Origin of the sequence: Rhizobium binxianense (genome assembly GCF_028994275.1) — a bacterium.
Taxonomy (GTDB): Bacteria; Pseudomonadota; Alphaproteobacteria; order Rhizobiales; family Rhizobiaceae; genus Rhizobium; species Rhizobium binxianense.
On the sequence record NZ_CP118713.1, the window covers coordinates 755,580 to 778,538 of the forward strand.

The following is a 22,959-nucleotide window of genomic DNA, read 5'->3' on the forward strand; positions in this document are numbered from 1 at the left end:
GCTCGGGGATCAGTCGAGAAAAGGCAGTGCTTCGAGGTCGAGATTGAGCGTTGCAGGGCCTGACCTCTCGTCTTACCGCACCGCCAGGATCCGATCTAAGCATGGCCCCACATTGGCCCGCGGGCAAGCGGTAAACAGCGAATCGTGAATGGAAAAAGCCCGTTTTCTGCAAACTCTGATTTTTTTAGCGGCCGTAGAGGCCGACACGGAAAATTGCGCTGGGGGACCAGCCAATTTTGCGTTCAAGCAGCATGGGGCGCGTAGCGGAAGTTAAGGCCGGATTTTCGACTTTTTCAACACTATCGGCGGGAAGGAAGCGGACTCGAAGCCCCTATCGCAAAGTCTCAGGTTCTGATCGGTTCTTTGCCGCTCGACAGGGAATCCGCCAGCCTTGCCAGCGGATTCGGCTGCGGTGAGGGGCCAGTCTTGCTGGCCCCTTATCCCTTATCCCTTGTCAGATATCGCTTGCAGCGCTCGACCAGAGGTCGGCCGCTTCGGCTGCCGTCATCCGCCGCACCTCGGCCTCGTGGCTGCGGCTGGCGAAGAGTTCGCTGGCCATGATCTGTTCGGCAAGGTCGGCCGGCAGCGAGAGGATGACGCGGCCTTCGCCATTATGCAGCCCGCCGAGTTCGGTGCGCTTGCCGGTCACCATGCCGCCGGCGACGGTGTTGTTGGTCTCCGGATCGATCAGGATGAAGGAGCCGGAATTGCGGTTCTGCTCATAGGGGTCGAAGATCGCCGCTTCGTCGAAGACGAGCCGGACTTTGCCGATGGCGTTCATGTAGAGCCGCTGGGCGGCGTTCCATGTGCCGGTCTTCAGTTCGAGCTGGCTGAGCGGCTGCACCTGCACGCGCTGGCGGCGGCTGCCACTCTTCAGCCAGTAGCGTTTGCCGGGCTCGATGCCCTCGGGCTGGAGGGCGACGATCTGCGCGTCGAAGGCAAGGCCGACCTGCGGCTGGGCGTCAATCGAGACGATCATGTCGCCGCGCGCCACATCCACCTGGCGGTCGAGCACCAGCGTGATCGCGTCACCGGCGACGGCGGCGTTGCGCACCAGATCGAAGGTGACGATCTTGGAGACATTGGCGACCATGCCGGACGGCAGGATCATGACGCTGTCGCCCGGCTTAACCGAGCCGCCGGCAACCGTGCCCTGATAACCGCGGAAGCTTTCGCCGGGACGCGAGACACGCTGCACCGAAAGGCGGAAGCCGACCGTCTGCGACGAGCGGACGGTCGCAAGCTCCAGCGTCTCCACCAGCGTCGGGCCGCTGTACCAGGGCATGGCGGCCTGGCCGGAATAGACGACGTTTTCGCCCTTCAGCGCCGACATCGGAATGGCGGTGATCTGCTTGACGCCGAGCGACAGGGCAAATTCCCGGAAGTCATGGCTGATCTTGTCGAAGCCGGCGCGGTCGTAGCCCGTGAGGTCGATCTTGTTGACGGCGAGCACGAACTGCTTGATGCCGAGCAGCGAGGCGATCGTCGCGTGGCGGCGCGTCTGCTCGAGAATGCCGTAGCGCGCGTCGACCAGCAGGATGGCGAGATCGGCGGTCGAGGCGCCGGTCGCCATATTACGGGTATATTGCTCATGGCCGGGCGTATCGGCGACGATGAAGGAGCGCTTGTCGGTCGAGAAATAGCGATAGGCGACATCGATGGTGATGCCCTGTTCGCGCTCGGCCTGCAGGCCGTCGAGCAGCAGTGCGAAGTCAGGCAGGCCGAGATCGTTCTGCTTGCCGGTGGAATCACGCTGCAGGGTGGCGGCCTGGTCTTCCTTGACCGCCTTGGTGTCCCAGAGCAGGCGGCCGATCAAGGTGGACTTGCCGTCATCGACGCTGCCGCAGGTAATCAGGCGCAGCGGGCGCGAGTCGCGCAGAGCTTTCTGCTGCTCGGCGGCGGGCAGGGTGACGACGGTGGCGGCCGAGACGGCGGTTTGGGCTGCGGTCATCTCAGAAATATCCTTCACGCTTCTTTTTTTCCATGGAGCCGGACTGGTCGCGATCGATGGCGCGGCCCTGGCGTTCGGACACCGTTGCAATTTCGAGTTCGGCAATCACCTCTTCGAGGGTGGTGGCCTCAGAGCGGATGGCGCCGGTCAGCGGGAAGTCGCCGAGCGTGCGGAAGCGGATCATGCCTTCCTGGCGGACTTCGCCGGGCAGCAGTTCCAGGCGCGGATCCTCGGCCAGGATCATCATGCCGTCGCGCTCCACGAAGGGCCGCTTCTTGGCGTAATAGAGCGGCACCAGCGGAATGTCTTCGGCCTGGATGTAGCGCCAGATATCGACCTCCGTCCAATTCGACAGCGGGAAGGCGCGCACGCTCTCGCCCTTGCGGATCATGCCGTTATAGATATTCCAGAGTTCCGGCCGCTGGTTGCGCGGATCCCAGCGATGGTCGGGGGTGCGGAAGGAATAGATCCGCTCCTTGGCGCGGCTGGCTTCCTCGTCGCGCCGCGCGCCGCCGAAAGCGGCATCAAACTGGCCGGCATCAAGCGCCTGGCGCAGGCCTTCGGTCTTCATGATGTCGGTAAAGGCGGCCGAACCATGGGTGAAGGGCGTGATGTTTTCGGCCGCACCGCGCGGGTTGATGTGCTCGATCAGATCGAGATCATACTTCTTCGCGGTCTCGTCGCGGAAGGCGATCATCTCGCGGAATTTCCAACCGGTGTTCACATGCAGCAGCGGGAAGGGCACACGGCCAGGATAAAAGGCCTTGCGCGCCAGGTGCAGCAGCACCGAGGAATCCTTGCCGATCGAATAGAGCATCACGGGACGCTCGAACTCGGCCGCGACCTCGCGGAAGATATGGATGGATTCGTTTTCCAGCGCCTTCAGATGCGGGTCGAGCGGCGCCTTGGTGCTCTGCGGATTGCTGAGTTCCGTATCCGGACGGCTATCGGGCATGTCTTACTCCAGACTGTCGATCCTTACGGCTGCCCGCAAGGCAATTTCTTAAGTGTTGGCCTCCCCGGGGAAGCTCGCTTCCCCCAAGGGCCCGCGGCGATCGCCGCGCCCTGATCCGGTAAGCCGTGAAGTTGATTATTGTGCGGCGACCACCGCGGCCTCTTCGGCGACATGCAGGCCGCATTCGCGCGTCTCGTCCTGCTCCCACCACCAGCGGCCGGCGCGCTCCGGCTCGCCGGGCTTGATCGCCCGCGTGCAGGGCTCGCAGCCGATCGAGGGATAGCCGCGGGCATGCAGCGGATTGATCGGCACGCCGTTTGCGGCAACGAAGGCCTTGATCGCCTCCAGGTCCCAATCGGCGAGCGGATTGACCTTCAACAGATGCCGTTCGGCGTCATATTCGGCAAAGGGCGTTTCGGCGCGGTTGGCCGATTGGCCGCGGCGCAGGCCGGTGATCCAGATTGCAGCACCATCGAGTGCGCGGGCAAGCGGCTTCAGCTTGCGCACGCCGCAACAGGCATGCCGGGCTTCGACGCTCTCGTAGAAACCATTGAGACCATATTGCGCCGCATAGGCGTCGATATCGGCCTTCTCCGGCTCGAAGCGGCGGATCACGATATCGTACTGGTTTTCGGTCTCTTCGATCAGCGCCAGCGTTTCGGCAAACAGCCGGCCGGTCTGCAGTGTCGCGACATCGATCGGCAGGCGGTGCGTGCCGATCTCGGCGGTGATCACCTGGTCTTCGATGCCGAGCGAGGTGGTGAACACCACACGGCCGCCAAGGCCTGAAACCAGCGACAGACGTCCGGCAAGGTCGAGACTCGCCAGCCTGTCATTCAGCGCCTTGGCTTCTGCAATCGGCCCGTCTGCCGCAATCAGATTGATAGCAGTCATGAGAATCCTGTCCTTTGTTGACGGGAGTATCGCAGTTCACACAGGGATCGGACAGAAAAAGGGATTTCGAAAGCTGCGGCCGGAGGAGCAAATATCTCTCCGAAGCCGCCGCGATACAGAAAAGCAGCCGCCTGCGGATGAAAATCCACACGAGCAGCTTGAATGTCTATAGAAATAGTAGGGTTACACGCGGCCTGTCAATCGGAAATCTGAAGTGATGCCGAAAATGGTGCAGAAGGCGCGCTTTTGGCATAGATTAACAGAGCTTGGCCGAGAGCAAAAAACAAGGCCAAAACGCTTGTCTCTCAAGGCTTTCTCCGGCGCGTTCAAATTCCGTTCATGCGGGTTGTGCCATAGAGACGAAAGTACTTCCGTAGCAGTGCGGAAATCTGCACTGCCTGTGTGTGTCGATGGTCAAAAATGATTACGCAAAAGGCGAAATATGCGCTGCGGGCGCTCACGGTCTTGGCTGATGCCGATGCCGATGAACCGGTGATGATTTCCGATATCGCGGCGCAGCAAAAGATCCCGAAAAAGTTCCTCGAACAGATCCTGCTCGACCTCAAACATCACGGCGTCGTCGCCAGCCGCCGCGGCAAGCAGGGCGGTTATCTCCTGCTCAAACCTGCCCACGCCATCACCTTCGGCGAGATCCTGCGCATCGTTGACGGCCCGATCGCGCCGTTGCCATGTCTGTCGATCACCGCCTACCGCCGATGCGACGATTGCGACGGTGAGCAGAACTGCCAGATCCGCCACGTCTTCGCCAAGGTGGCCGACGCCACCCGCAAGGTGCTGTTCTCGACCACCATCGCCGATGCCGTCGCCCCAAAACACAGCGCCGAAGTCACCCGACTGCTGGCCTGAGCATTGGGTTGAGCTGACCCCACATCTTTCTTCAAGATTTGGTGAAATCCCTTTTCTTCGCCCGGTGATGCTCCACCTGCCTGCCCAGACGGGTAGGGAGGACATCATGTTTAGAATCTCAGCACAGAGAATCGTTGCTGCGGCCATGCTCTCGGCAGTTTTCGCCACAGGCGCCGCCGCCCATCACGGCTGGTCGTGGGCCGAGGCGGATCAGATCGAGCTTGCCGGCACCATAGAGAAGATCTCGATGGGCGGGCCGCATCCGACCCTTAATGTCGCCACCGCCGATGATGGCGTCTGGCTGGTCGAACTCGGCAATCCGCGCCAGACGGAACGCTCGGGCTTCGTCGAAGGCGTCGCCAAGCCCGGCGATAAGGTGGTGGCGCTCGGAAATCGTTCGCAGGATCCGAAGGAGAAGCGGATGAAGGCGGTGCGCCTCACCATCGGCGAGAAGCGCTACGATATTTATCCCGACCGCATCCGGACGAACTGACCCCGGGCGAACCGAGCCGTGATCGACATTCTCGAATGGCTGTCAGCCACCGCGCCCGCGGGCGCGCTGCGGCGCTCCGCAACAGCCTATATGTTCGTCAATGCGGGCCATATCCTGGCGATCGGCATTCTTGTCGGCGCCATCCTGCCGCTCGATCTGAGGCTCGCCGGTCTGTTCCGCAAGGTGCCGGTTGAGATCCTCGCCCCGTTTCTCTCCCGCGCCGCCGGCGTCGGCCTTGCCGCGGCTGTTGTGACCGGTTTCTGCCTGTTCACAGTCCGGGCGGTCGAATATGCCGCCAATCCCGCCTTCCTCGCCAAGCTTGGTCTGATCGCCCTCGGCCTCCTCAACCTGTTGATCGTGCATTTCGGGCGAGGCTGGAAAACGGCAGTGTCGACAGGCATCGTCCGGCCCGGCCTGCGCTTCTCTGCGGCGCTGTCGGCCACGGTCTGGATCGCTGCCGTGCTCGCCGGTCGGTGGATTGGTTTCCTCTGAGGCACAGATCCGCCCGCCGGCCTTCGATCTCCTTCATAGCAACTTGCTATAGTCAGATGGTTGCGCTAGATTGTATATAGCAAAATACGATGTCGCAATTCCGGATTTATGCACGTCATCACACAGAAAAAGATCTGGGAGGCGAAAGACCGATGGCCTCAAGCAGCCAATGCCCTGGATACTTGGTATCGACTGATGAAATCGTCGGAGCCGACAGACTTCGCCGATATGAAGGCACTGTTTCCAGCAACAGACAAAGTCGGGCAACACCACGTGTTCGACATTGGCGGCAACAAGCTGCGCTTGATCGCGGTGGTGCATTACAAATTCAGGAAGGTCTATATTCAGCGGATGATGGATCATGCCGAGTACGACAAAGGAGCGTGGAAGGGGTAGGCCGATGAGCGCACTTGTAAAACTGGTCAGCGAGCACTGGACGCATGTGGCTCCTCTTCTTGCCACGCCGGCCAATGAAGCTGAGTATGATCATCTCGTGGAGCAACTCGACGAGATTCTCGCCGAAGTTGGCGACGACGAGGATCATCCCTTGGCGTTGCTTGCGTCTCGTATGGCGGACCTCGTTGAGGCCTATGACGAGCAGAACCGTCCAATGCCTCCGGTGACCGGCGCCGATGCGCTCCGTTATGTCATGGAGGAGCGCAACCTTGGCCAGTCCGAGCTGCCGGAAGTGGGCGCTCAGTCCGTCGTGTCTGAGATTTTGAGCGGGAAGCGGCAAATCAATGTTCGACAAGCCCGCGCGCTGAGCGAGCGATTTCTGATTCCGGCATCCGCATTTCTATCGCTCTGACGATAGACATCCCTGACGACCAGCGACTATCGGTCGGTGGCAGTTGGCGCCCAATAGTGCTCTGCGCTTCAGCGGTCGCTGACGGCCGCGCGCGGGTTGACCCACGGTTCCTGGTTCGAGCGTGCCAGCGGCTGTTTGCCGAGGATATGGTCGGCGGCCTTCTCGCCGGTCATGATCGACGGGCCGTTCAGATTGCCGTAGGTGACGTGCGGGAAGATCGAGCTGTCGGCGACGCGCAAGCCGTCGACGCCGATCACCCGCGTTTGCGGATCGACCACCGCCATCGGATCGTCCTTGGCGCCCATCCGGCAGGTGCCGCAGGGGTGGTAGGCGCTTTCCAGATGTTCGCGCAGGAAGGCATCGATCTCCTCGTCGCTCTGGACGCCTTCGCCGGGCTGGATCTCCGGGCCGCGATAGTCGTTGAAGGCGCTCTGGCCGAAGATCTCGCGGGTGAGGCGCACGCAGTGGCGGAACTTCTCCCAATCCTCGGCATGGCTCATATAGTTGAAGCGCAGCACCGGATCGGCCTTGGGATCGGCGGAGCGTAAGCTGACGCTGCCGCGCGATTTCGACAGGTTGTAGCCGACATGCACCTGGAAGCCGTGGCTTTTTGCCGCCGCCTTGCCGTCATAGCTGATCGCCACCGGCAGGAAATGATACTGGATATCGGGCTGCTTCAGTCCGGGTGCGGAGCGCAGGAAGGCGCAGGCCTCGAACTGGTTGGAGGCGCCGAGCCCGCCGCGCGAGAGCAGCCATTGCGCGCCCGCCACCCCCTGCCAGAACCATGGCAGCCAGGAATAGAGCGACACTGGCTTGGTGCTCACCTGCTGGAAGTAGAATTCCATATGGTCCTGTAGATTGGCGCCGACGCCCGGCCGGTCGGCCTTCACCGCAATGCCCATCTCCTGCAGATGCTGGCCGGGACCGATGCCCGACAGCATCAAGAGCTTCGGCGAATTGAAGGAGGAGGCCGAGACGATCACCTCGCGGTTCGCCTTCACCACCTCTGTTCTGCCCTTGCGTTCGATCTCGACGCCCGTCGCCCGCCCGTCCTCGATCACGATCTTGCGCGCCAGGCCGTAGACGATCCCGACATTGTCCCGTTTCAGCGCCGGTTTCAGATAGGCATTGGCGGCAGACCAGCGGCGGCCGGAAAAGATGGTCTGCTCCATCAGCCCGAAGCCTTCCTGCTTGCTGCCGTTATAATCCTCCGTCGTCTCGAAACCCGCCTGTTTGCCGGCCTCGATGAAGGCGCGGAAGAGCGGGTTGGTGAAGCCGCCGCGCTGTACGTGCAGCGGCCCGTCGGTGCCGCGCCAGCCCTCTTCGCCGCCATGCGAATGTTCCATCCGCTTGAAATAGGGAAGCACGTCGGCATAGGCCCAGCCGCTGGCGCCGAGCTCTTCCCAGCGGTTGAAGTCCTCGGCATGACCGCGCACATAAACCATGCCATTGATCGAGGAGGAGCCGCCGATCACCTTGCCGCGCGGCGCGGTGATGCGCCGGTTGTTGAGGTTCGCCTCCGGCTCGGACAGATAACCCCAATTGTAGCGCTTCATGCTCATCGGCCATGCAAGCGCCGCCGGCATCTGGATGAACGGCCCAAAATCGCTGCCGCCCGCCTCGATGACGAGGACGCTGTTCTTGCCGTCTTCCGACAGGCGGTAGGCGAGGGCGGAGCCGGCCGAGCCCGAGCCGATGATGACGAAATCTGCTTGCATGGTCTTGTCTTTCCTAGAGCCTGCCCCTCATCCGGCCGCCGCCACCTTCTCCCCGCTTGCGGGGAGAAGGGACATGCCGCACCGGCTTCCCCAACCTCGACGCTGCGTTTGGCACGCCCCCTCTCCCCGCGAGCGGGGAGAGGGTTAGGGTGAGGGGCAAAGGGCAGATGTGTTTCAATTCAATAAGGCGCCACCACCGGCCCCATGCCGACATAGACCGTCTTCAGCTCGGAATAATGCTCCAGCGCCGCCAGCGAATTCTCGCGGCCGAAGCCGGATTGTTTCGAGCCGCCGAAGGGGATTTCCACCGGGCAGAGATTGTAGGTGTTGATCCACAGCGTGCCGGCTTCCAGCCGATCGACGACGCGGTGGGCGCGGGTGAGGTCGGCGGTGAAGACGCCGCCGGACAGGCCGAATTCGCTGGCATTGGCGCGCGCAATCACCTCGTCCTCATCGTCGAAATCGAGCACCGACATCACAGGCCCGAAGATCTCCTCGCGGGCGATGGTCATGTCGTCGGTGACGTCGGCAAACACCGTCGGCTGCACGTAATAGCCTTCGCCGGAGACGTTGTTCGGAATGCCGCCGCCGGCAATCAGCCTTGCGCCCTCGGCCTTGCCCTTCTCGATATAGGCGATCACCTTCTCGCGCTGCGCCCAGGAGACCATCGGCCCGACCTGCGTCGCCTCGTCCATCGGATCGCCGATCAACATCGCTTCGGTGCGGACTTTCAGCCACTTCAGGAACTCGTCCTTAACAGCCTTCTGCACGAAGACGCGCGTGCCGTTCGAGCAGACCTGGCCGGTCGAATAGAAATTACCGAGCATCGCGCCCCCGACCGCCGAATCGAGATCGGCATCGTCGAAGACGATCAGCGGCGACTTGCCGCCGAGTTCCATCGTCACATGCTTGAGGTTGCCGGCGGCCGCCGCCGCGACCCTGCGGCCGGTCGGCACCGAGCCGGTCAGCGACACCTTGGCGACATCGGGATGGTTGACCAGCAGCGGTCCGGTGTCGCGGTCGCCCTGGATCACGTTGAAGAGCCCCTTCGGCAGTCCCGCCTCATGCAGGATCTCGGCGATCTTCAATGCGCCGAGCGGCGTGTTCTCGGATGGCTTGAACACCATGGCATTGCCGCAGATGAGCGCCGGGGCGGCTTTCCAGCAGGTGATCTGCTGCGGATAGTTCCAGGCGCCGATGCCGACGCAGACGCCGAGCGGCACCCGCTTGGTATAGGCAAAGTCCTGCCCGAGCGGGATATGCGAGCCGTTGAGCCCGGCCGGCGCGACGCCGCCGAAGAATTCGAGGGCATCGGCGCCCGAGGTCGGGTCGGCGACAATAGTCTCCTGGATCGGCTTGCCGGTATCGAGCGTCTCCAGTTCGGAAAGCGCCCGGTTCCTCTCGCGCATGATGTCGGCGGCGCGTTTGAGGATGCGACCGCGCGCCATCGGGCTCATCGCCGCCCATTCCGGCTGGGCGCGTTTGGCTGCGGCAATCGCCTTTTCGACGATCGCAGGCGTTGCCGCATGCAGCCGGGCGATCACCTCGCCGGTCGCGGGATAGAGGCTCTCGATGACGGTGCCGTCGGTATCCTCGACATATTCGCCGTCGATGAAGTGCGAGGCTTTCGGCTGGGCTTTCATGTCATTTGTCCTTGGGGGAGGTGGTGGAAAGAAGCGCGTTCAGATAATCCTCTGTCAGCGCGATCGAGGCTTCGATGCCGATCGGCGCGGATTTCAGACTTTGCCTGATATAGAGCCCGTCGATCATCGCTGCTGCGCCCTCGGCAATGCGTTCTGCGGCGTCGGACGGCAGCAATGCCTTGAGATTGGCCAACAGATTCGAGCGCAGCCGCCGGGCATAGATCACCAGGAAGCGCCGGGTCTCCTCCGAGCGCTGCGCTTCGGCGTAGAAGGCAAGCCAGGCGGCTATCGTCTCCGGCGCGAACTGGTCGGCGTGGAAGCTGACACGAATGACGGCCGAAAGCCGTGCCCGCGGCGTCCTGGCGGCCTTGAGGGCCGCCACCGTATCGCTGCGCAGCTGCCGCAGAAGCGAGCGGATCGTCTCGATCAGCAATTGCTCCTTGCTGCCGAAATAATGATGCGCAAGGGCTGGCGACACGCCGGCCTGGCGGGCGATGTCGGACATGGTGACGGCAAGCGAGCCGTGATCGCCGATCACCCGCAGCGCCGCATCGACAAGCGCCTTGCGGCGCACTGGCTCCATTCCGACCTTCGGCAAACGAAAACTCCCTGAAAACCAGACCAGATTATTTTTGATTGACTGACCAATCAATAAAAATCTTTGTCAATTTGATCTGGCGCAGATCTTTTCCGGAAGAACTGGCGCAACATATGCGAAGTTGATCAGGAGGTGTGTTATGACCAGTCTCTTCGATGGAATGCCCGAATCCTCGCTGCGGTCGAAATGGGTATGGTTCGTCGGCCTCGGCGTACTGCTTCTCATCTGCGGCCTCATCGCCCTCAGCAACCTGTTGATGGCGACCGTCGCTTCGGTCTTTTATGTCGGCATGCTCATGCTGGCAGGCGGCCTCATCTATCTCATCCATGCCTTCCAAGTGCGCGGCTGGGATCATGTGCTCTTTTGGGCTTTGAGCGGCGTGCTCTACTTGCTTGCCGGTATCTGCGCCTTCATCAATCCCATCTTCACCTCGGCGGCCTTGACCCTGTTGCTGGCCATTGCGCTGCTCGTGGCCGGCATCTTCCGTCTCTGGGTCGGCATGCGCATGCGGCCACTCAAGGGCTGGGGCTGGATCACCGCAAGCGGTCTCATCACTGCGCTTGCCGGTTTCGTCATCGCGCTCGGCTGGCCGGTGAACAGTCTCTGGATCCTCGGCCTTTTCCTGGCGGCAGATCTCATCGTCCAGGGCTGGATGATGATCGCTTTCGGCTTCGGTATCCGCAGTTGAAGCTGTGGAAATCGGCGTTCCGGCCGTTCTTTTTTGACAAGGGGATGACAGGGGATTAGACTTTAGGGGTTAGGGCTCGGTCCGAGCACGCGGATCGTCCTATGTGCGAATGCACCAAGGCACCGGCTGATATCGCCGAGAATGCTGAAAATGGTCATGCGTCCCCCAAAGGCAGGGTTCTGCCTGATCAGAAAGGGAGGAAGTTCATGCCGATGGTCACCGTTTCCATCTCTCCGCAACAGGCAGCGGGTATCCGCGCCGCCGTCGACAATGGCGGTTATGCCTCGAGCAGCGAGGTCGTCCGCGAGGCGCTGCGCCTCTGGGACACCGCTCGGAAGCTCAACGAATTCCGGGACGATGTTCTGGGCGACGAGGGCGCGCCATCCGGCGGCAGATGCGTCGCCGACATGTTCGCCGATCACGAGGCGGAGCGCCGTCGCTCCGCCTGAGCAAGCATTTGATTGCATTAGAAAAATTGAATAGGCCGGAACGCGTGGGTGCCCTGCGCGTTTCATAAAACTTTCACATTGGCGAAAGGGTTCATTGATCCTTCTGCGGCAAGTTCCGGACGAAAAAGAACAAGTCACAGTGGAGATCGGCCCACATGAAGACTGGAACGTCTGCGGCTGCCGCCGTCGAGCCCGGCGTCCTGCGCCGCTATGCCAGCGATCAGATCGTCACGCTGGCCAAGCTGGTGGTCGAGAACGCCTTCCAGCCGATCGTCGAGGCCGGCACCGGCACGGTTTTCGGTTATGAATCGCTGATGCGCGGCCAGGAACGCATCGGCTACGACACGCCCCTCGACATCCTCGACGAGGCCCATCAGGCCGGCCAGCTGCTGCAGTTCGAACAGATGCTGGCGAGCCGGGCGCTCGCCAAATTCGCCACGCTGTCGAATTTTTCCACCGCGACATTGTTCCTCAATCTCGATGTCCGGCTGATCCCGCATGGCGAACGCCTGGTCGAGAACCTGCTGCAGCATCTGCGCAAGGCCAATATTCCGCCATCCTCCGTCTGTTTCGAATTCTCCGAGCGGTTCGACAATACCAGCGTGCCGGAATTTGCCGGCCTGGTTTCGAAGCTGCGCAAGGCCGGCTTCAAGCTGGCGATCGACGATTTCGGCGTCGGCCATGGCGAGATGAAGCTGCTTTGCGATTATGCCGTCGATTACCTCAAGATCGACCGGCATTTCGTCGCCGAGATCGACCGCAGCCCGCGCAAGCGCCATCTGTTGAAGAGCATCGTCAACATCGCCCATGTGCTCGGCACGCGCGTCATCGCCGAAGGCATCGAGACCGAGGCCGAATTCATCGCCTGCCGCGAATACGGCGTCGACCTCGTCCAGGGTTGGTTCGTCTCCCGCCCGACGACGCATTTATCGGAGCTGGCGTCGTCCTTCCCGCATCTGCAGGAGCTCGGCAAAGGCAAACGGGGCAGCCAGTCGCTCGACGAAATCCTGATCCGCAAGCAGATCGAACTCCTGCCGACGGTTTACGAGAACGACAGCATCGACAGCGTTTTCGAACTCTTCCGCCGCAACCCGCGTCAGGCTTTCTTTCCCGTCCTCAACGCCAATGACGAGCCGCGCGGCATCATCCACGAGCATCATCTCAAGGAATATATCTACCAGCCCTTCGGCCGCGATCTCCTGAAGAATAAGATGTACGAGCGCAGCATTTCCCATTTCGTCGAGATGGCGCCGATCGTCGGCCTCGACAGCGATGCCGAGCAACTGATGGCGATCTTCGCCAATATGGAAGGCAGCAACTGCCTGATCCTGACCGACAATATGCGTTATGCCGGCGTCGTCTCCGCCGCCTCGCTGATCAAGGTCATCAACGAGAAGCAGCTGAAGACCGCCCAGGACCAGAACCCGCTGACCGGCCTGCCGGGCAATCGCGCCATTCGCGATTTCATGCGCCAGTCCGGCCGCGACGGCGATGAGGTCCGCCACTTCTGCTATTGCGATTTCGACAATTTCAAGCCGTTCAACGATGCCTACGGCTTCCATCTCGGCGACCACGCGATCTCGCTGTTTGCCGCGCTGATGCGCCGCTATTTCTTCGCCGAGCGCCATTTCCTCGGCCATGTCGGCGGCGACGATTTCTTCGTCGGCGTCGTCGGCTGGACGCAGGAGGAATTGACGGAAATTCTCGACCGGCTGATCGGCGATTTCCATGACGACGTGCTTGATCTCTATTCCGAGGAACACCGCGCCGCCGGCCGCATCCTCGGTCACGACCGCACCGGCGCCGAAGCCCTGTTCCCGCTGATGCGCTGCTCGATCGGCGTCATCGAACTGCCGGAAGGCCTCGTCATCGACGATATCAACCGCGTCAGCGCCGAAATCGCCGTCATCAAGTCGGCCGCCAAGGACAGCGACGAAGGTCTGGTCTTCCATCTTCTGCAGCCCAGCGCGTCTTTCTGAGCATGCCGTGCAAAACTGTGCAGCGGTTTTGCGGCAACGATATGCGAGAAAATAAAGACCTGACGCGCAAGTTGCACGGATGCCGTGGGCGAGGCGAATTGACGCCCTTGCCACTTCCAGCCTTCCCAAGCCTCCGGGGCTGATTTATTCCGGTTGCTTCGGATCAGGGAGGGTCGGGTCATGTCACTGCCTCAGCAAATGCGTTTCGTCGATCTGCCGTCCTTCGGCGGGCCGGAGGTGATGATGATCGGCAAGCGGCCGCTGCCGGTGCCCGGTCAAGGCGAGGTTTTGGTGCGCGCCGAGGCTATCGGCGTCAACCGCCCTGATGTCGCCCAGCGTCAGGGCAGCTATCCCGCGCCCAGGGATGCGAGCCCGATTCTCGGCCTGGAACTTGCAGGCGAAATCGTTGCGATCGGGCCCGGCGTCAGCGGCTATCGCATCGGCGACAAGGTCTGCGGCCTGGCCAATGGCGGCGCCTATGCCGAATATTGCCTGCTGCCGGCAGGCCAGATCCTGCCCTTTCCCAAGGGTTATGACGCGGTCAAGGCTGCCGCTCTCCCGGAGACCTTCTTCACCGTCTGGGCCAATCTCTTCCAGATGGCCGGGCTGACGGAAGGCGAGACGGTGCTGATCCATGGCGGCTCCAGCGGCATCGGCACCACGGCGATCCAACTTGCCCGCGCCTTCGGCGCCGAGGTCTATGTGACGGCCGGCTCACGCGAGAAATGCGAGGCCTGCGAGGCGCTCGGCGCCATGCGCGCGATCAACTATCGGACCGAGGATTTCGCCGAGGTGATCAAGACAGAGACCGGCGGCGGCGTCGATATCATCCTCGATATGATCGGCGCCTCCTATTTCGAGCGCAACCTCGCCTCGCTGGCAAAGGATGGATGCCTGTCGATCATCGCCTTTCTCGGCGGCGCGCTCGCCGAAAAGGTCAATCTGTCGCCGATCATGGTGAAGCGCCTGACGGTGACCGGCTCCACCATGCGCCCGCGCACGGCGGAGGAAAAACGCGCCATCCGCGACGATCTGCTGTCGCAGGTCTGGCCGCTGTTGGAGTCCGGCTCTGTTGCCCCTGTTATCCACAAGGTCTTCGCCTTCGAGGAGGTCATCGAGGCGCACCGGCTGATGGAAGACGGCAGCCATGTCGGCAAGATCATGCTGCGTTTGGGCTAGAGCAATTCCAGCAGGAGAAAGCACTCTCAGCGCGTCCTGCTGGAGGCGCGGCGCCCGAGCGTCAGGGATATGCCGACGGCGAGGACCCCCGGCAGCGCCATCAGCAGATAAAGCCAGCGCGCCGCTGCAAGCGCGCCCGATATGCCGCCGGGATCGACGAGGCCGGCGCCATTGGCGATGACGCCTGAGAAGGCGGCCCCGAAGGCGCCGCCGAGCGAACTCATCGTCGGAATCGCCGAAGAAGCCTTGTCCTGTTCGCTGTCGGCCACGAGCATCAGCACCATGGCGACGAGATGCCTCCAGCCGAGACCGATGCCGAAACCCATCATGAACATGCCGATCGCCGCCGGCACGATGACGAGCATATGCGCCGAGGGATTGTCGCTGGCGAGGAAGAAAGCCAGCGATGCGGTCGCTGCCGCCTCGATCAGCGTCCCGATGACGATCGCGGCGTGCGCTCTGCTGCCGGTCAACGAGCCGCCGAAGAAGGCCGCAAACGTCCAGCCGAGCGCAACCAGCGCCACGAGGTAGCCGGAAATGATCGGCGTCACCCCGTGCAGGACCTGCAGGAAATAAGGAATGAAGACGTCGCTGACGAGCACGACGGTGACGGCGAACATCGTCAGGTAAACCCGTGAAATCGGCGTGGAAAGGCTGACGGCGCCGGAAGGCAGCAGGCGGTTGCGGCTTCGCCGCTCGACGGCAAGCATGGCCGATACCGCGGCGACCGAGGCGGCGATCAGCACGATTTTTGCGCCCGTCATTTCGATCGTGCCTGCCGTACTGACCATCAGCACGGCCGCAAGCAGCAGCCCGATCTGCACGACCGGCGTCTTGACCTGTTCGCGGTCGTCCTCGACCTCAGGCAGCAGCCGCGGCGCCAGAACCGCCATCACAAGGCCGAGCGGCACGAGCACGATGAAGGCGTAGCGCCAGCTGCCGCCTGAGGAAAAGAAGCCGCCGAGCGTCGGCCCGATGACGGTCGCCACGCCCCAGATCGCCGCATAGAGTGTCGAGGCCTTCGGCCATAGCGGCTCGGGATAGACGAAGCGGATGAAGGCATAGCCGAGTGCTGCCAGCGCACCTGTCGAAAGACCCTGGATGGCACGGCCGATCAGCACCACCGGCATCGACGGGGCGGCTGCAGCAACCAGGCTGCCGACGCCGAAAACCAGCGCGGCGATCACATAGACGGCGCGAAGCGTGATCCCGCGCGGCCGCATGGCGACGAAGATCGAGCCGAGCACGGCAGCGGCGACGAACAGGCTGGTGACCCAGGAAAACAGCGCCAGCCCGCCGATATCGCGCACGATCGAGGGGGCGATCGTTGCGGTGATATAACTCTCGACCGCATAGAGCGCGACGCCGCCGGCAAGCATCAGCGTTGCCGGCAGATGCCGGGGCAGGAAAAGCGCCAGAACGGAGCTGGACTCCGGAATGGCGGCGGTCTGATCGATATTCGACATGGGATGACTCCCCGAGGTTTTTGCTGGCGAAGAATTATTTTCCAAGTTATAAATTGGAAAATTACATGCTGCGTCGATTAAAACAAGACTTGACTTGGAAAATATGCGCCAATCCCCCGCCAACCGGATTCTGATCCTGATAAAGACCGACGGCCCCCAGCTTGCCGCCGCCATCGGCGATGCGCTCGGCATTTCGGGCGAGGCTGCCCGCCAGCAGCTCGCCAGGATGGCGGAGGAGGGGCTGGTGGAACCGGTGACCGTTGCCGCTGCCGGCAGGGGACGGCCGCGCCAGCTCTGGCATCTCACCGCCGCCGGCAACCGCCGCTTTCCCGACGGCCATGCCGAATTGACGGCAAATCTGCTCGGCACACTGGTCGAACAACTCGGCCCGGCAGCGCTCGACGCCGTCATCTCGGCCCGCGAGGCCGAGACGCTGCAGCGCTATCGGCAGGAACTGGAGAGGGCGGGCGACCTCGCCTCGCGTGTCGAGGGCCTCGCCGCCATCCGCACCCGCGAAGGTTATATGGCCGACAGCTGGCGGGAGGCGGACGGTTCGTTCATGCTGGTCGAAAACCACTGCCCCATCTGCGCGGCGGCGGCCGCCTGCGCCGGCTTCTGCCGCTCCGAACTCGAAACCTTCCGCGCCGTCCTCGGCGCCGACGTCGAGCGCAGCGAACACATTCTCGCCGGCGCCCGCCGCTGCGCCTACCGCGTAACCCCGCATTGAGGCGGAGCGATCGGAAACCCGACGCGTGTCACGCCGGCTGGCGCACCTGCCGGCGGCTGCTTTCGAGATAGAGCAGCACCCCGATCGATGCGAGACCGGCGGCCGCGCCGACGAAGGCGGTGCCGGAATAATCGGTGATCGCTGTGCCGAAGGCGAAGAGCCCGGCGCTGATGCCGGTCCCGATGAAGGTGTTGAGCGAGAGCAGCGAGGTTCCGAGCCCCGGCCGGTCGGCGATCAGGTCCTGCAGATAGGTGATCGGCACGCTGAGGATCGCCGCGGCGCCACAGGCATTGAGGAGGAGCAGCGCATAGATGTGCCAGGGCGCGGACGCAAAACCGAGCAGCAGCAGATAGGCGCAATAGATCAGCGCGCCGAAGGCGAGCACATGCACGGTGCGGAAGTGCCGTTGCGCCATGCCCCAGATCATCATGAACGGCATTTCGAGAAGGGCCGTCAGCCCGGCGATGAAGCCGACATCGACCACGGTTCCACCAGCCGCATGGGTGATGATCAGCGGCAGGAGCATGCTGTTCAGCCGCTGCAGCCCGAACAGCAGCGCCATGACGATGACGCGCACCAGCACATAAGGCATGAAGATCCGTTTCAGCGACGCAAAGAACCCGGGCTGATCGGGGGACGGACCGGCAGTGCCGTTTCCGGGCGCGAAGAAGAAATACAGGCAGAAACAGCTGAGGCTTGCGAAGGCCGCGATCCCATAGGCCGGCGTCATCGACGGCGAGTTGACGAGATAGAGGCCGATCATCCCCGGCGCCAGTGCCCATGAGCCGGAAAACAGCGCCCGCACCGTTGCGGTGATCGCCGCCCCCTGGCCGCGGTCCATCTGATTGGTCCTGGCGCGCAGGCTGGCAAACAGCAGCGAATAGCTGGAATTGCTCATCGGCACCAGCAACAGGGTCGAGACGATGAAGACGGCGGGACTGTGGATGATCGCGATCGACCCGAAGCCGAGCATGCCGGCGACCGAAAGCCCCAGCACCAGCGGCCGGCGCTCTTTCAGCCTGTCCGACCAGATGCCGAGCGTCAGGCTCGTCGTGACGTTGACGATTGCCGAGAAGAAGATCAGCGCCGAATAGGTGCCATTGCCAAGGCCGAGTTCGTTGATCCCGATGATCGACTGATAGGGCGCGGTCGAGGCATAGGTGAAGGCGAGCGCGACGAGGGTCACGGCCGGAATGCGAATCCTGTTGTCGCCAAGGATCAAGGAGAAAGTGGATGACATGGGATGGTTCCTGATGCACCACTCTTAGCTGCATCGGACACATCAGAGAAACGATAGTTTTCGATCGCTTCGGTCAATTTATGTGATGAATGTTTGGGGATGTGATTGCCGTCGGAGTCCGCAACGGGGGCTGAACGCCTCAGAATTTCGCGACCAGATTGGAGAACCAGAAGTCGATTTGCCCCACGGGAAGAACGTGTCCCAAAAAAGCGGCCAGAGCTGAGGTGGTGAATATCAACACCAGTCCAAGAAGGACTCCAAGGGCGATTCCGACGCTCGCCTTTGCGGGCCGGCGTGCCAACCAACACGCTAAGCTCAGAGAGACAATCGTGAAAAGTGCCAACAAAGTGGACTCGGTGATAGATATGCCCGATTGCAAAATAATTCCTTGGAATGTGAACCGGGTTGCACGATAGCGTCTCGATGCGCCGAAACTCAAGGCCTGGGATGGCGGAGGTTGCGGGCTGCGGCCCACCAACACTCGCCGCCTCCGGCGTAAATGCTCGCCGTGCCCGCAACCGATTGATTCTATCAATCTTCTGCCGTTAGTGCTCGCCGGGGTTGATCAATTGGATGGGGACAATGAAATTTCGCTTTGTTGGCGCTGTTGCGCTTTCTTTCGCCGTTGCAGGTTGCAGTAGCGTTGCTCCTGACGGTCGGCCGCTCATTCAACACTTCTTTCGGGATATTGTGATGAGGGGATGTGGTTTCCAGATGACATGGGAATCGGCGAGACAAGCCACAGACACCTTTAAGCCAGTCATACCGACTGACAGAGAACGCATGACTGACAGAGGCCTCATGAGAGCTGCGATTGCAATTTGCGGCAAGGCGAAACCCGGAAATAAGAGCAAAGCCATCGAAGTCCAGGTTCCTGACAGTGGCGGTGTCCTGCGTAAAATCGTTGTTGAAAGAGAATAGAAAAGCGCAGACCGGAAGGTAGGCGTTCGCGATATCGATGGGCCGAGACCACAAAAGCCCCTTCATCCGGCTGCCGGCACCTTCTCCCCGCTTGCGGGGCGAAGGGGGATGCCGCGACCTCTCCGTTCCTCGCCAACTTTTCGCAGGGCACGTCCCCTCTCCCCGTTTTACGGGGAGACGGTTAGGGTGAGGGGCAGCCTAACCCCCGTTGGCTTTCGCCGCGTGACGCGTTATGCCTGCCCATCCCGCCAGCATCCGGACAAGAGCTCATGACCAATCCCGTCACCGTCGAAGTCACCCGTGGCCTGCTCGTCGAAAGTCGCCATCGCGGCGTGGTGGCTGTCGTCGATGGCGACGGCAGGCTGGTCTTCTCGCTCGGCGATATCGACGCCGCGGTCTTTCCGCGTTCGGCCTGCAAGGCGATGCAGGCGCTGCCGCTGGTCGAGAGCGGCGCTGCCGATGCCTATGGTTTCGGCGACAAGGAATTGGCGCTGGCCTGCGCCTCGCACAATGGCGAAGACGAGCATGTGGCGCTTGCCGCCTCCATGCTCGCACGTGCCGGCCGCAATGCCGAAACGCTGGAATGCGGCGCCCACTGGTCGATGAGCCAGAAGGTCCTGATCCATCAGGCCCGCACGCTCGATGCGCCGACTGCGCTGCACAACAATTGCTCGGGAAAACATGCGGGCTTCATCTGCGCCTGCTGCCATCAGGATCTCGATCCAAAGGGCTATGTCGGCTACGAGCATCCGCTGCAGGTCGAAATCCGGGCGGCGATGGAAAGCCTGACCGGCGCCGTGCTCGGCGCCGAGAGCTGCGGCACCGACGGCTGCTCGATTCCGACCTATGCCGTGCCGCTCAGAAGCCTTGCCCACGGTTTTGCCAAAATGGCGACCGGCGCCGGCCTGGAGGCCTTGCGCGCCAAGGCATCCCGCCGGCTGATCGAGGCCTGCATCGCCGAGCCCTTCTATGTCGCCGGCACCGGCCGCGCCTGCACCGCGTTGATGCAGATCGCCCCCGGCCGCATCTTCGTCAAGACAGGCGCCGAGGGCGTCTTCTGCGCCGCGATCCCGGAAAAGGGCATCGCCATCGCGCTGAAATGCGAGGACGGCACGACCCGGGCCGCCGAGGCGATGGTGGCGGCCACACTCGCCCGGTTCTTCGAGACCGAGGACGAGGTGCATGCCGCCCTGATGGCCCATGCCGCCACGTCGATGCGCAATTGGAACGGCATCCATGTCGGCGATATCAGGGTCACCTCCGCCCTGACCGCATAAGCGCTGAAGCGCATATTTGCCGGCGAGCTGAGCATGGTTCCCGGATGCCGCAAGGGCAGGGCAGCCCGCAGGGTCCTCACGCTGTGGCGATCGTGCCGTTGAGATCGCGATAGGGTTTCAGCCGCTCGACCGTCATCTCCATCGGCACGATCAGCCCCGCCACCTCGGAAACGCCGAGCACCGGGCAGGGCGAGACGAGGTCGAACTTCTCCTCCGTCAGCAACACATGCGTTTCGGCTGCGCAGCGGGCGATATGGCGCTTGATCGCCGCCTCCTCGAAATCGCCGGTGGAAAGCCCGTGCACCGGATGGGCGGCGGTGACGCCGAGGAAGAACAGGTCGGGGCGAAGCTGCGAGATCGCCGCCGCCGCCGCCGCGCCTGTTGCCACCATCGAATGTTTATAGAGCCGCCCGCCGGCCAGGATCACTTCGGCTGTCGGATGGTGCTCCAGTTCGGCGGCGATCGTCGGGCTGTGGGTCGCAACCGTCAGCGGCATGTCGCGCGGCAAGTGCCTGGCGATCTCCGCCGTCGTCGTGCCGCCGTCGAGGAAGATCATCTGGCCCGGCCGGATCATTGCCGCCGCCGCGGCCCCGAGCCGCGCCTTGATCTGTGATGAAACGCTGCGCCGCGCGGAAAAATCCGGCAGATCAGGCGAAAGCGGCATCGCCCCGCCATGCACCCGTTTCAACAGCCCCTCGGCCGCCATTTCCCGGAGGTCCCGCCTGATCGTGTCCTCCGAAAGGGAAAAATCCTCGGCGACGCGCTTGGCGACCACCTGGCCGTCACGGCGCAGGATATCGAGAATCAGGGCCTTGCGTTGCGTCGTCAGCATCGTCTCTCCGCACGAAAATGAACGAGATGGCATGATATTGCACGAAGTGACTCGACATTCAAGAAATATCGTGCATTTTCACGCTATCCCGCGCATGAAGCCGGGAGTGTGCTCACGCATAAGCGGAGCGAAGGAGTGGATCATGTTGATTTTGATTGCCGGCCCCTACAGGTCGGGAACGGGTGACGACCCGGAAAAGATGGCCGCCAACCTGAAGCGGCTGGAAGCGCCTTCGCACGCGCTCTTTGAAGCCGGCCACGTGCCGATGATCGGCGAATGGGTGGCCCTGCCGATCTGGCGCGCCGCCGGCGGCAAGTCGGTCGGCGATGTGCTCTACGAGGAGATCTTCCACCCGGTCGCCGGCCGGCTGCTTGAACTCTGCGAGGGCGTGCTGCGTCTGCCCGGTGAATCCAAGGGCGCCGACAACGACGTCCGCATCGCCAGGGAACGCGGCATCCCGGTCTGGCACCGGCTGGAGGATGTGCCGGGCTGCGGGTGAGCGGCGCCTGTTTGCTCCGGAGAAAGAAGAGGCGCCTATCGTATCCGGCTGCGTTGGCTGACAAGGCAATCTCAAGTGCCATGTGCAACCGGTTAGATAGTTGGGAGGGAACGGAGAGGGTGCGGCATGTCCCTTCGCCCCGCGCGCGGGGAGAAGGTGGCGGCAGCCGGATGAGGGGCGCGACACGGCACACCGATCATACCCTCACACCCACCTTCGTCCCGACGGAAGATCAAACCACCAATCTCCGCAGTTCCGGCGCACCGACCGCTACGCTATAACCCTTGCCGAAAGGGAGTCGACAATCATGCTGACACTATATTACGCGCCGGGAACCTGCGCGCTCGCAAGCCTTATTGCCCTGGAAGAATCCGGCCTGGCCTTCGAAACAAAGAAGATCAGCATCCGCGATGGCGAGCAGCGCCTGCCGGACTACCTGAAGATCAACCCGAAGGGGCGGGTGCCGGCGCTGGTCACCGACCGCGGCGTGCTGACGGAAACGCCGGCGATCCTCGGCTTCATCGCCGCAAGCGCGCCGGCCACGAAACTCGCGCCGCTGGACGATGCCTTCGAAATGGCGCGGCTGCAGGCCTTCAACAGCTATATCTGCTCGACCGTGCATGTAAATCATGCCCATCGCCCGCGCGGCTCGCGCTGGGCCGACGATCCGGCCGCCATCGAGGCGATGAAGGCCAAGGTGCCGCAGAATATGGCCGATTGCTTCACGCTGATCGAACAGACGATGTTCGAAGGCCCTTGGGTGATGGGCGAGGCCTATTCGCTCGCCGATCCCTATCTCTTCGTCATGACCGACTGGCTGCCGTCGGACGGCGTCGATCCCGCCCGCTTCGAAAAGGCGAGCGACCACCACGCCCGCATGCTGCAGCGTCCGGCCGTCCAGCGGGCACTGGCCTACGATCGGGCCTGATAGCGACTGGCAAGCTTCTTCGGCGCCCGGAACAGCCAGGCGCCGATCAGCCGCAACCGCAATTCCTCGTCGCCGATCATGGCGGCGCGCACCGGCAGATGCGGCCAGCCGACATAATGGTCGGTCTGGAAGTAGATGTCGGGCGCCATCTCCAGCAGGTGATCCTTGTCGTCGAGCGAAATCGAGATGACGATCGTTTCGGCGTTCTTCACCGCGACAAAACTCTTGCCGCCGACCTTCAGGGCCGGATGGCCGTAGGAGGTGTTCTCCTCGACATCGAGCAGGCCGGCTTCCGCCGCCAGCCGCTTCAGGCGCTCGAAGATCTCATCGACATTGTCGGCCATGTCAGCCCTTT

The 22,959-nt window shown here is 62.6% G+C and carries 24 protein-coding genes; 14 read left to right on the plus strand and 10 right to left on the minus strand.

What is annotated here, in order from left to right; translation table 11 throughout:
- Positions 1–454: 454 nt before the first annotated feature.
- From cysN to PO860_RS03735, 3 genes are all read right to left on the minus strand, one after another.
- Complete coding sequence (gene cysN / locus PO860_RS03725) at positions 455–1,951, minus strand: sulfate adenylyltransferase subunit CysN (RefSeq protein ID WP_183606088.1); 1,497 nt, start codon at positions 1,949–1,951, stop codon at positions 455–457.
- 1 nt (position 1,952) lies between these two features.
- Complete coding sequence (cysD, locus tag PO860_RS03730) at positions 1,953–2,906, minus strand: sulfate adenylyltransferase subunit CysD (RefSeq protein WP_183606089.1); 954 nt, start codon at positions 2,904–2,906, stop codon at positions 1,953–1,955.
- Positions 2,907–3,041: 135 nt separating this feature from the next.
- Entirely contained in the window at positions 3,042–3,800 is a 759-nt protein-coding gene (locus PO860_RS03735; protein WP_275038172.1) for a phosphoadenylyl-sulfate reductase, read from the minus strand.
- 420 nt (positions 3,801–4,220) lie between these two features.
- Here PO860_RS03735 and PO860_RS03740 point away from each other — a divergent pair, with 420 nt between their 5' ends.
- The 5 genes from PO860_RS03740 to PO860_RS03760 all read left to right on the plus strand — a co-directional run bounded on the left by PO860_RS03740 (position 4,221) and on the right by PO860_RS03760 (position 6,460).
- On the plus strand, positions 4,221–4,667 hold the full coding sequence (locus PO860_RS03740; RefSeq protein ID WP_183606091.1) for an RrF2 family transcriptional regulator: 447 nt from the start codon (positions 4,221–4,223) through the stop codon (positions 4,665–4,667).
- 106 nt (positions 4,668–4,773) lie between these two features.
- Positions 4,774–5,160 (plus strand): DUF6152 family protein, encoded by a 387-nt coding sequence (locus PO860_RS03745; protein ID WP_272783212.1) that lies wholly within the window; start codon positions 4,774–4,776, stop codon positions 5,158–5,160.
- Between the two features lie 18 nt (positions 5,161–5,178).
- Entirely contained in the window at positions 5,179–5,652 is a 474-nt protein-coding gene (locus PO860_RS03750; RefSeq protein WP_272783213.1) for a DUF6644 family protein, read from the plus strand.
- A 108-nt stretch (positions 5,653–5,760) separates the two neighbouring features.
- On the plus strand, positions 5,761–6,048 hold the full coding sequence (locus PO860_RS03755) for a type II toxin-antitoxin system HigB family toxin (protein ID WP_183606094.1): 288 nt from the start codon (positions 5,761–5,763) through the stop codon (positions 6,046–6,048).
- A 4-nt stretch (positions 6,049–6,052) separates the two neighbouring features.
- Complete coding sequence (locus PO860_RS03760; protein WP_183606095.1) at positions 6,053–6,460, plus strand: helix-turn-helix domain-containing protein; 408 nt, start codon at positions 6,053–6,055, stop codon at positions 6,458–6,460.
- Positions 6,461–6,528: 68 nt separating this feature from the next.
- Here PO860_RS03760 and betA read toward each other — a convergent pair whose 3' ends face one another.
- The 3 genes from betA to betI form a co-directional block, all read right to left on the minus strand.
- The gene (gene betA, locus PO860_RS03765; RefSeq protein ID WP_273880485.1) at positions 6,529–8,178 is read right to left on the minus strand and encodes a choline dehydrogenase; all 1,650 of its coding nucleotides are present in this window, start codon (positions 8,176–8,178) and stop codon (positions 6,529–6,531) included.
- Between the two features lie 179 nt (positions 8,179–8,357).
- A complete protein-coding gene (gene betB / locus PO860_RS03770) occupies positions 8,358–9,821 on the minus strand; it encodes a betaine-aldehyde dehydrogenase (RefSeq protein WP_275038173.1) in 1,464 nt (487 codons plus the stop codon).
- A 1-nt stretch (position 9,822) separates the two neighbouring features.
- Complete coding sequence (betI, locus tag PO860_RS03775; RefSeq protein WP_183606098.1) at positions 9,823–10,419, minus strand: transcriptional regulator BetI; 597 nt, start codon at positions 10,417–10,419, stop codon at positions 9,823–9,825.
- Positions 10,420–10,558: 139 nt separating this feature from the next.
- Between betI and PO860_RS03780 the strand changes: the two genes are divergently transcribed.
- The 4 genes from PO860_RS03780 to PO860_RS03795 all read left to right on the plus strand — a co-directional run bounded on the left by PO860_RS03780 (position 10,559) and on the right by PO860_RS03795 (position 14,714).
- A complete protein-coding gene (locus PO860_RS03780) occupies positions 10,559–11,107 on the plus strand; it encodes an HdeD family acid-resistance protein (protein WP_183606099.1) in 549 nt (182 codons plus the stop codon).
- A gap of 206 nt (positions 11,108–11,313) precedes the next feature.
- The gene (locus PO860_RS03785; RefSeq protein ID WP_126826347.1) at positions 11,314–11,556 is read left to right on the plus strand and encodes a ribbon-helix-helix domain-containing protein; all 243 of its coding nucleotides are present in this window, start codon (positions 11,314–11,316) and stop codon (positions 11,554–11,556) included.
- 155 nt (positions 11,557–11,711) lie between these two features.
- The gene (locus PO860_RS03790; protein ID WP_275038174.1) at positions 11,712–13,535 is read left to right on the plus strand and encodes a GGDEF domain-containing protein; all 1,824 of its coding nucleotides are present in this window, start codon (positions 11,712–11,714) and stop codon (positions 13,533–13,535) included.
- A gap of 180 nt (positions 13,536–13,715) precedes the next feature.
- Positions 13,716–14,714: an NAD(P)H-quinone oxidoreductase gene (locus tag PO860_RS03795; protein WP_183606101.1), complete on the plus strand. Its 999-nt coding sequence runs from the start codon at positions 13,716–13,718 to the stop codon at positions 14,712–14,714.
- A 26-nt stretch (positions 14,715–14,740) separates the two neighbouring features.
- On the opposite strand, the gene PO860_RS03800 is transcribed toward PO860_RS03795, so the two are convergent.
- Complete coding sequence (locus PO860_RS03800; protein WP_275038175.1) at positions 14,741–16,180, minus strand: MFS transporter; 1,440 nt, start codon at positions 16,178–16,180, stop codon at positions 14,741–14,743.
- Positions 16,181–16,274: 94 nt separating this feature from the next.
- On the opposite strand from PO860_RS03800, the gene PO860_RS03805 reads away from it, so the two are divergent.
- Positions 16,275–16,907 carry a helix-turn-helix transcriptional regulator gene (locus PO860_RS03805; protein WP_183606103.1) on the plus strand — a complete coding sequence of 211 codons (633 nt, stop codon included), beginning with the start codon at positions 16,275–16,277 and terminating at the stop codon, positions 16,905–16,907.
- Between the two features lie 28 nt (positions 16,908–16,935).
- Here PO860_RS03805 and PO860_RS03810 read toward each other — a convergent pair whose 3' ends face one another.
- Positions 16,936–18,147 (minus strand): MFS transporter, encoded by a 1,212-nt coding sequence (locus tag PO860_RS03810; protein ID WP_183606104.1) that lies wholly within the window; start codon positions 18,145–18,147, stop codon positions 16,936–16,938.
- A gap of 582 nt (positions 18,148–18,729) precedes the next feature.
- On the opposite strand from PO860_RS03810, the gene PO860_RS03815 reads away from it, so the two are divergent.
- Both PO860_RS03815 and PO860_RS03820 read left to right on the plus strand, forming a co-directional pair.
- A complete protein-coding gene (locus PO860_RS03815) occupies positions 18,730–19,068 on the plus strand; it encodes a hypothetical protein (RefSeq protein ID WP_183606105.1) in 339 nt (112 codons plus the stop codon).
- A 269-nt stretch (positions 19,069–19,337) separates the two neighbouring features.
- On the plus strand, positions 19,338–20,345 hold the full coding sequence (locus PO860_RS03820; RefSeq protein WP_275038176.1) for an asparaginase: 1,008 nt from the start codon (positions 19,338–19,340) through the stop codon (positions 20,343–20,345).
- Positions 20,346–20,421: 76 nt separating this feature from the next.
- Here PO860_RS03820 and PO860_RS03825 read toward each other — a convergent pair whose 3' ends face one another.
- Positions 20,422–21,177, minus strand: coding sequence for a DeoR/GlpR family DNA-binding transcription regulator (locus tag PO860_RS03825; RefSeq protein ID WP_273880494.1), 756 nt, complete (start codon positions 21,175–21,177; stop codon positions 20,422–20,424).
- A 142-nt stretch (positions 21,178–21,319) separates the two neighbouring features.
- Between PO860_RS03825 and PO860_RS03830 the strand changes: the two genes are divergently transcribed.
- Together PO860_RS03830 and PO860_RS03835 are read left to right on the plus strand one after the other, a co-directional pair.
- Entirely contained in the window at positions 21,320–21,676 is a 357-nt protein-coding gene (locus tag PO860_RS03830) for a DUF4406 domain-containing protein (protein ID WP_275038177.1), read from the plus strand.
- A gap of 307 nt (positions 21,677–21,983) precedes the next feature.
- Entirely contained in the window at positions 21,984–22,604 is a 621-nt protein-coding gene (locus PO860_RS03835; protein WP_273880495.1) for a glutathione S-transferase family protein, read from the plus strand.
- On the opposite strand, the gene PO860_RS03840 is transcribed toward PO860_RS03835, so the two are convergent.
- Positions 22,589–22,948, minus strand: coding sequence for an MmcQ/YjbR family DNA-binding protein (locus PO860_RS03840; protein ID WP_275038178.1), 360 nt, complete (start codon positions 22,946–22,948; stop codon positions 22,589–22,591). The two genes, PO860_RS03835 and PO860_RS03840, sit on opposite strands and share 16 nt — an antisense overlap.
- Between the last annotated feature and the right edge of the window lie 11 nt (positions 22,949–22,959).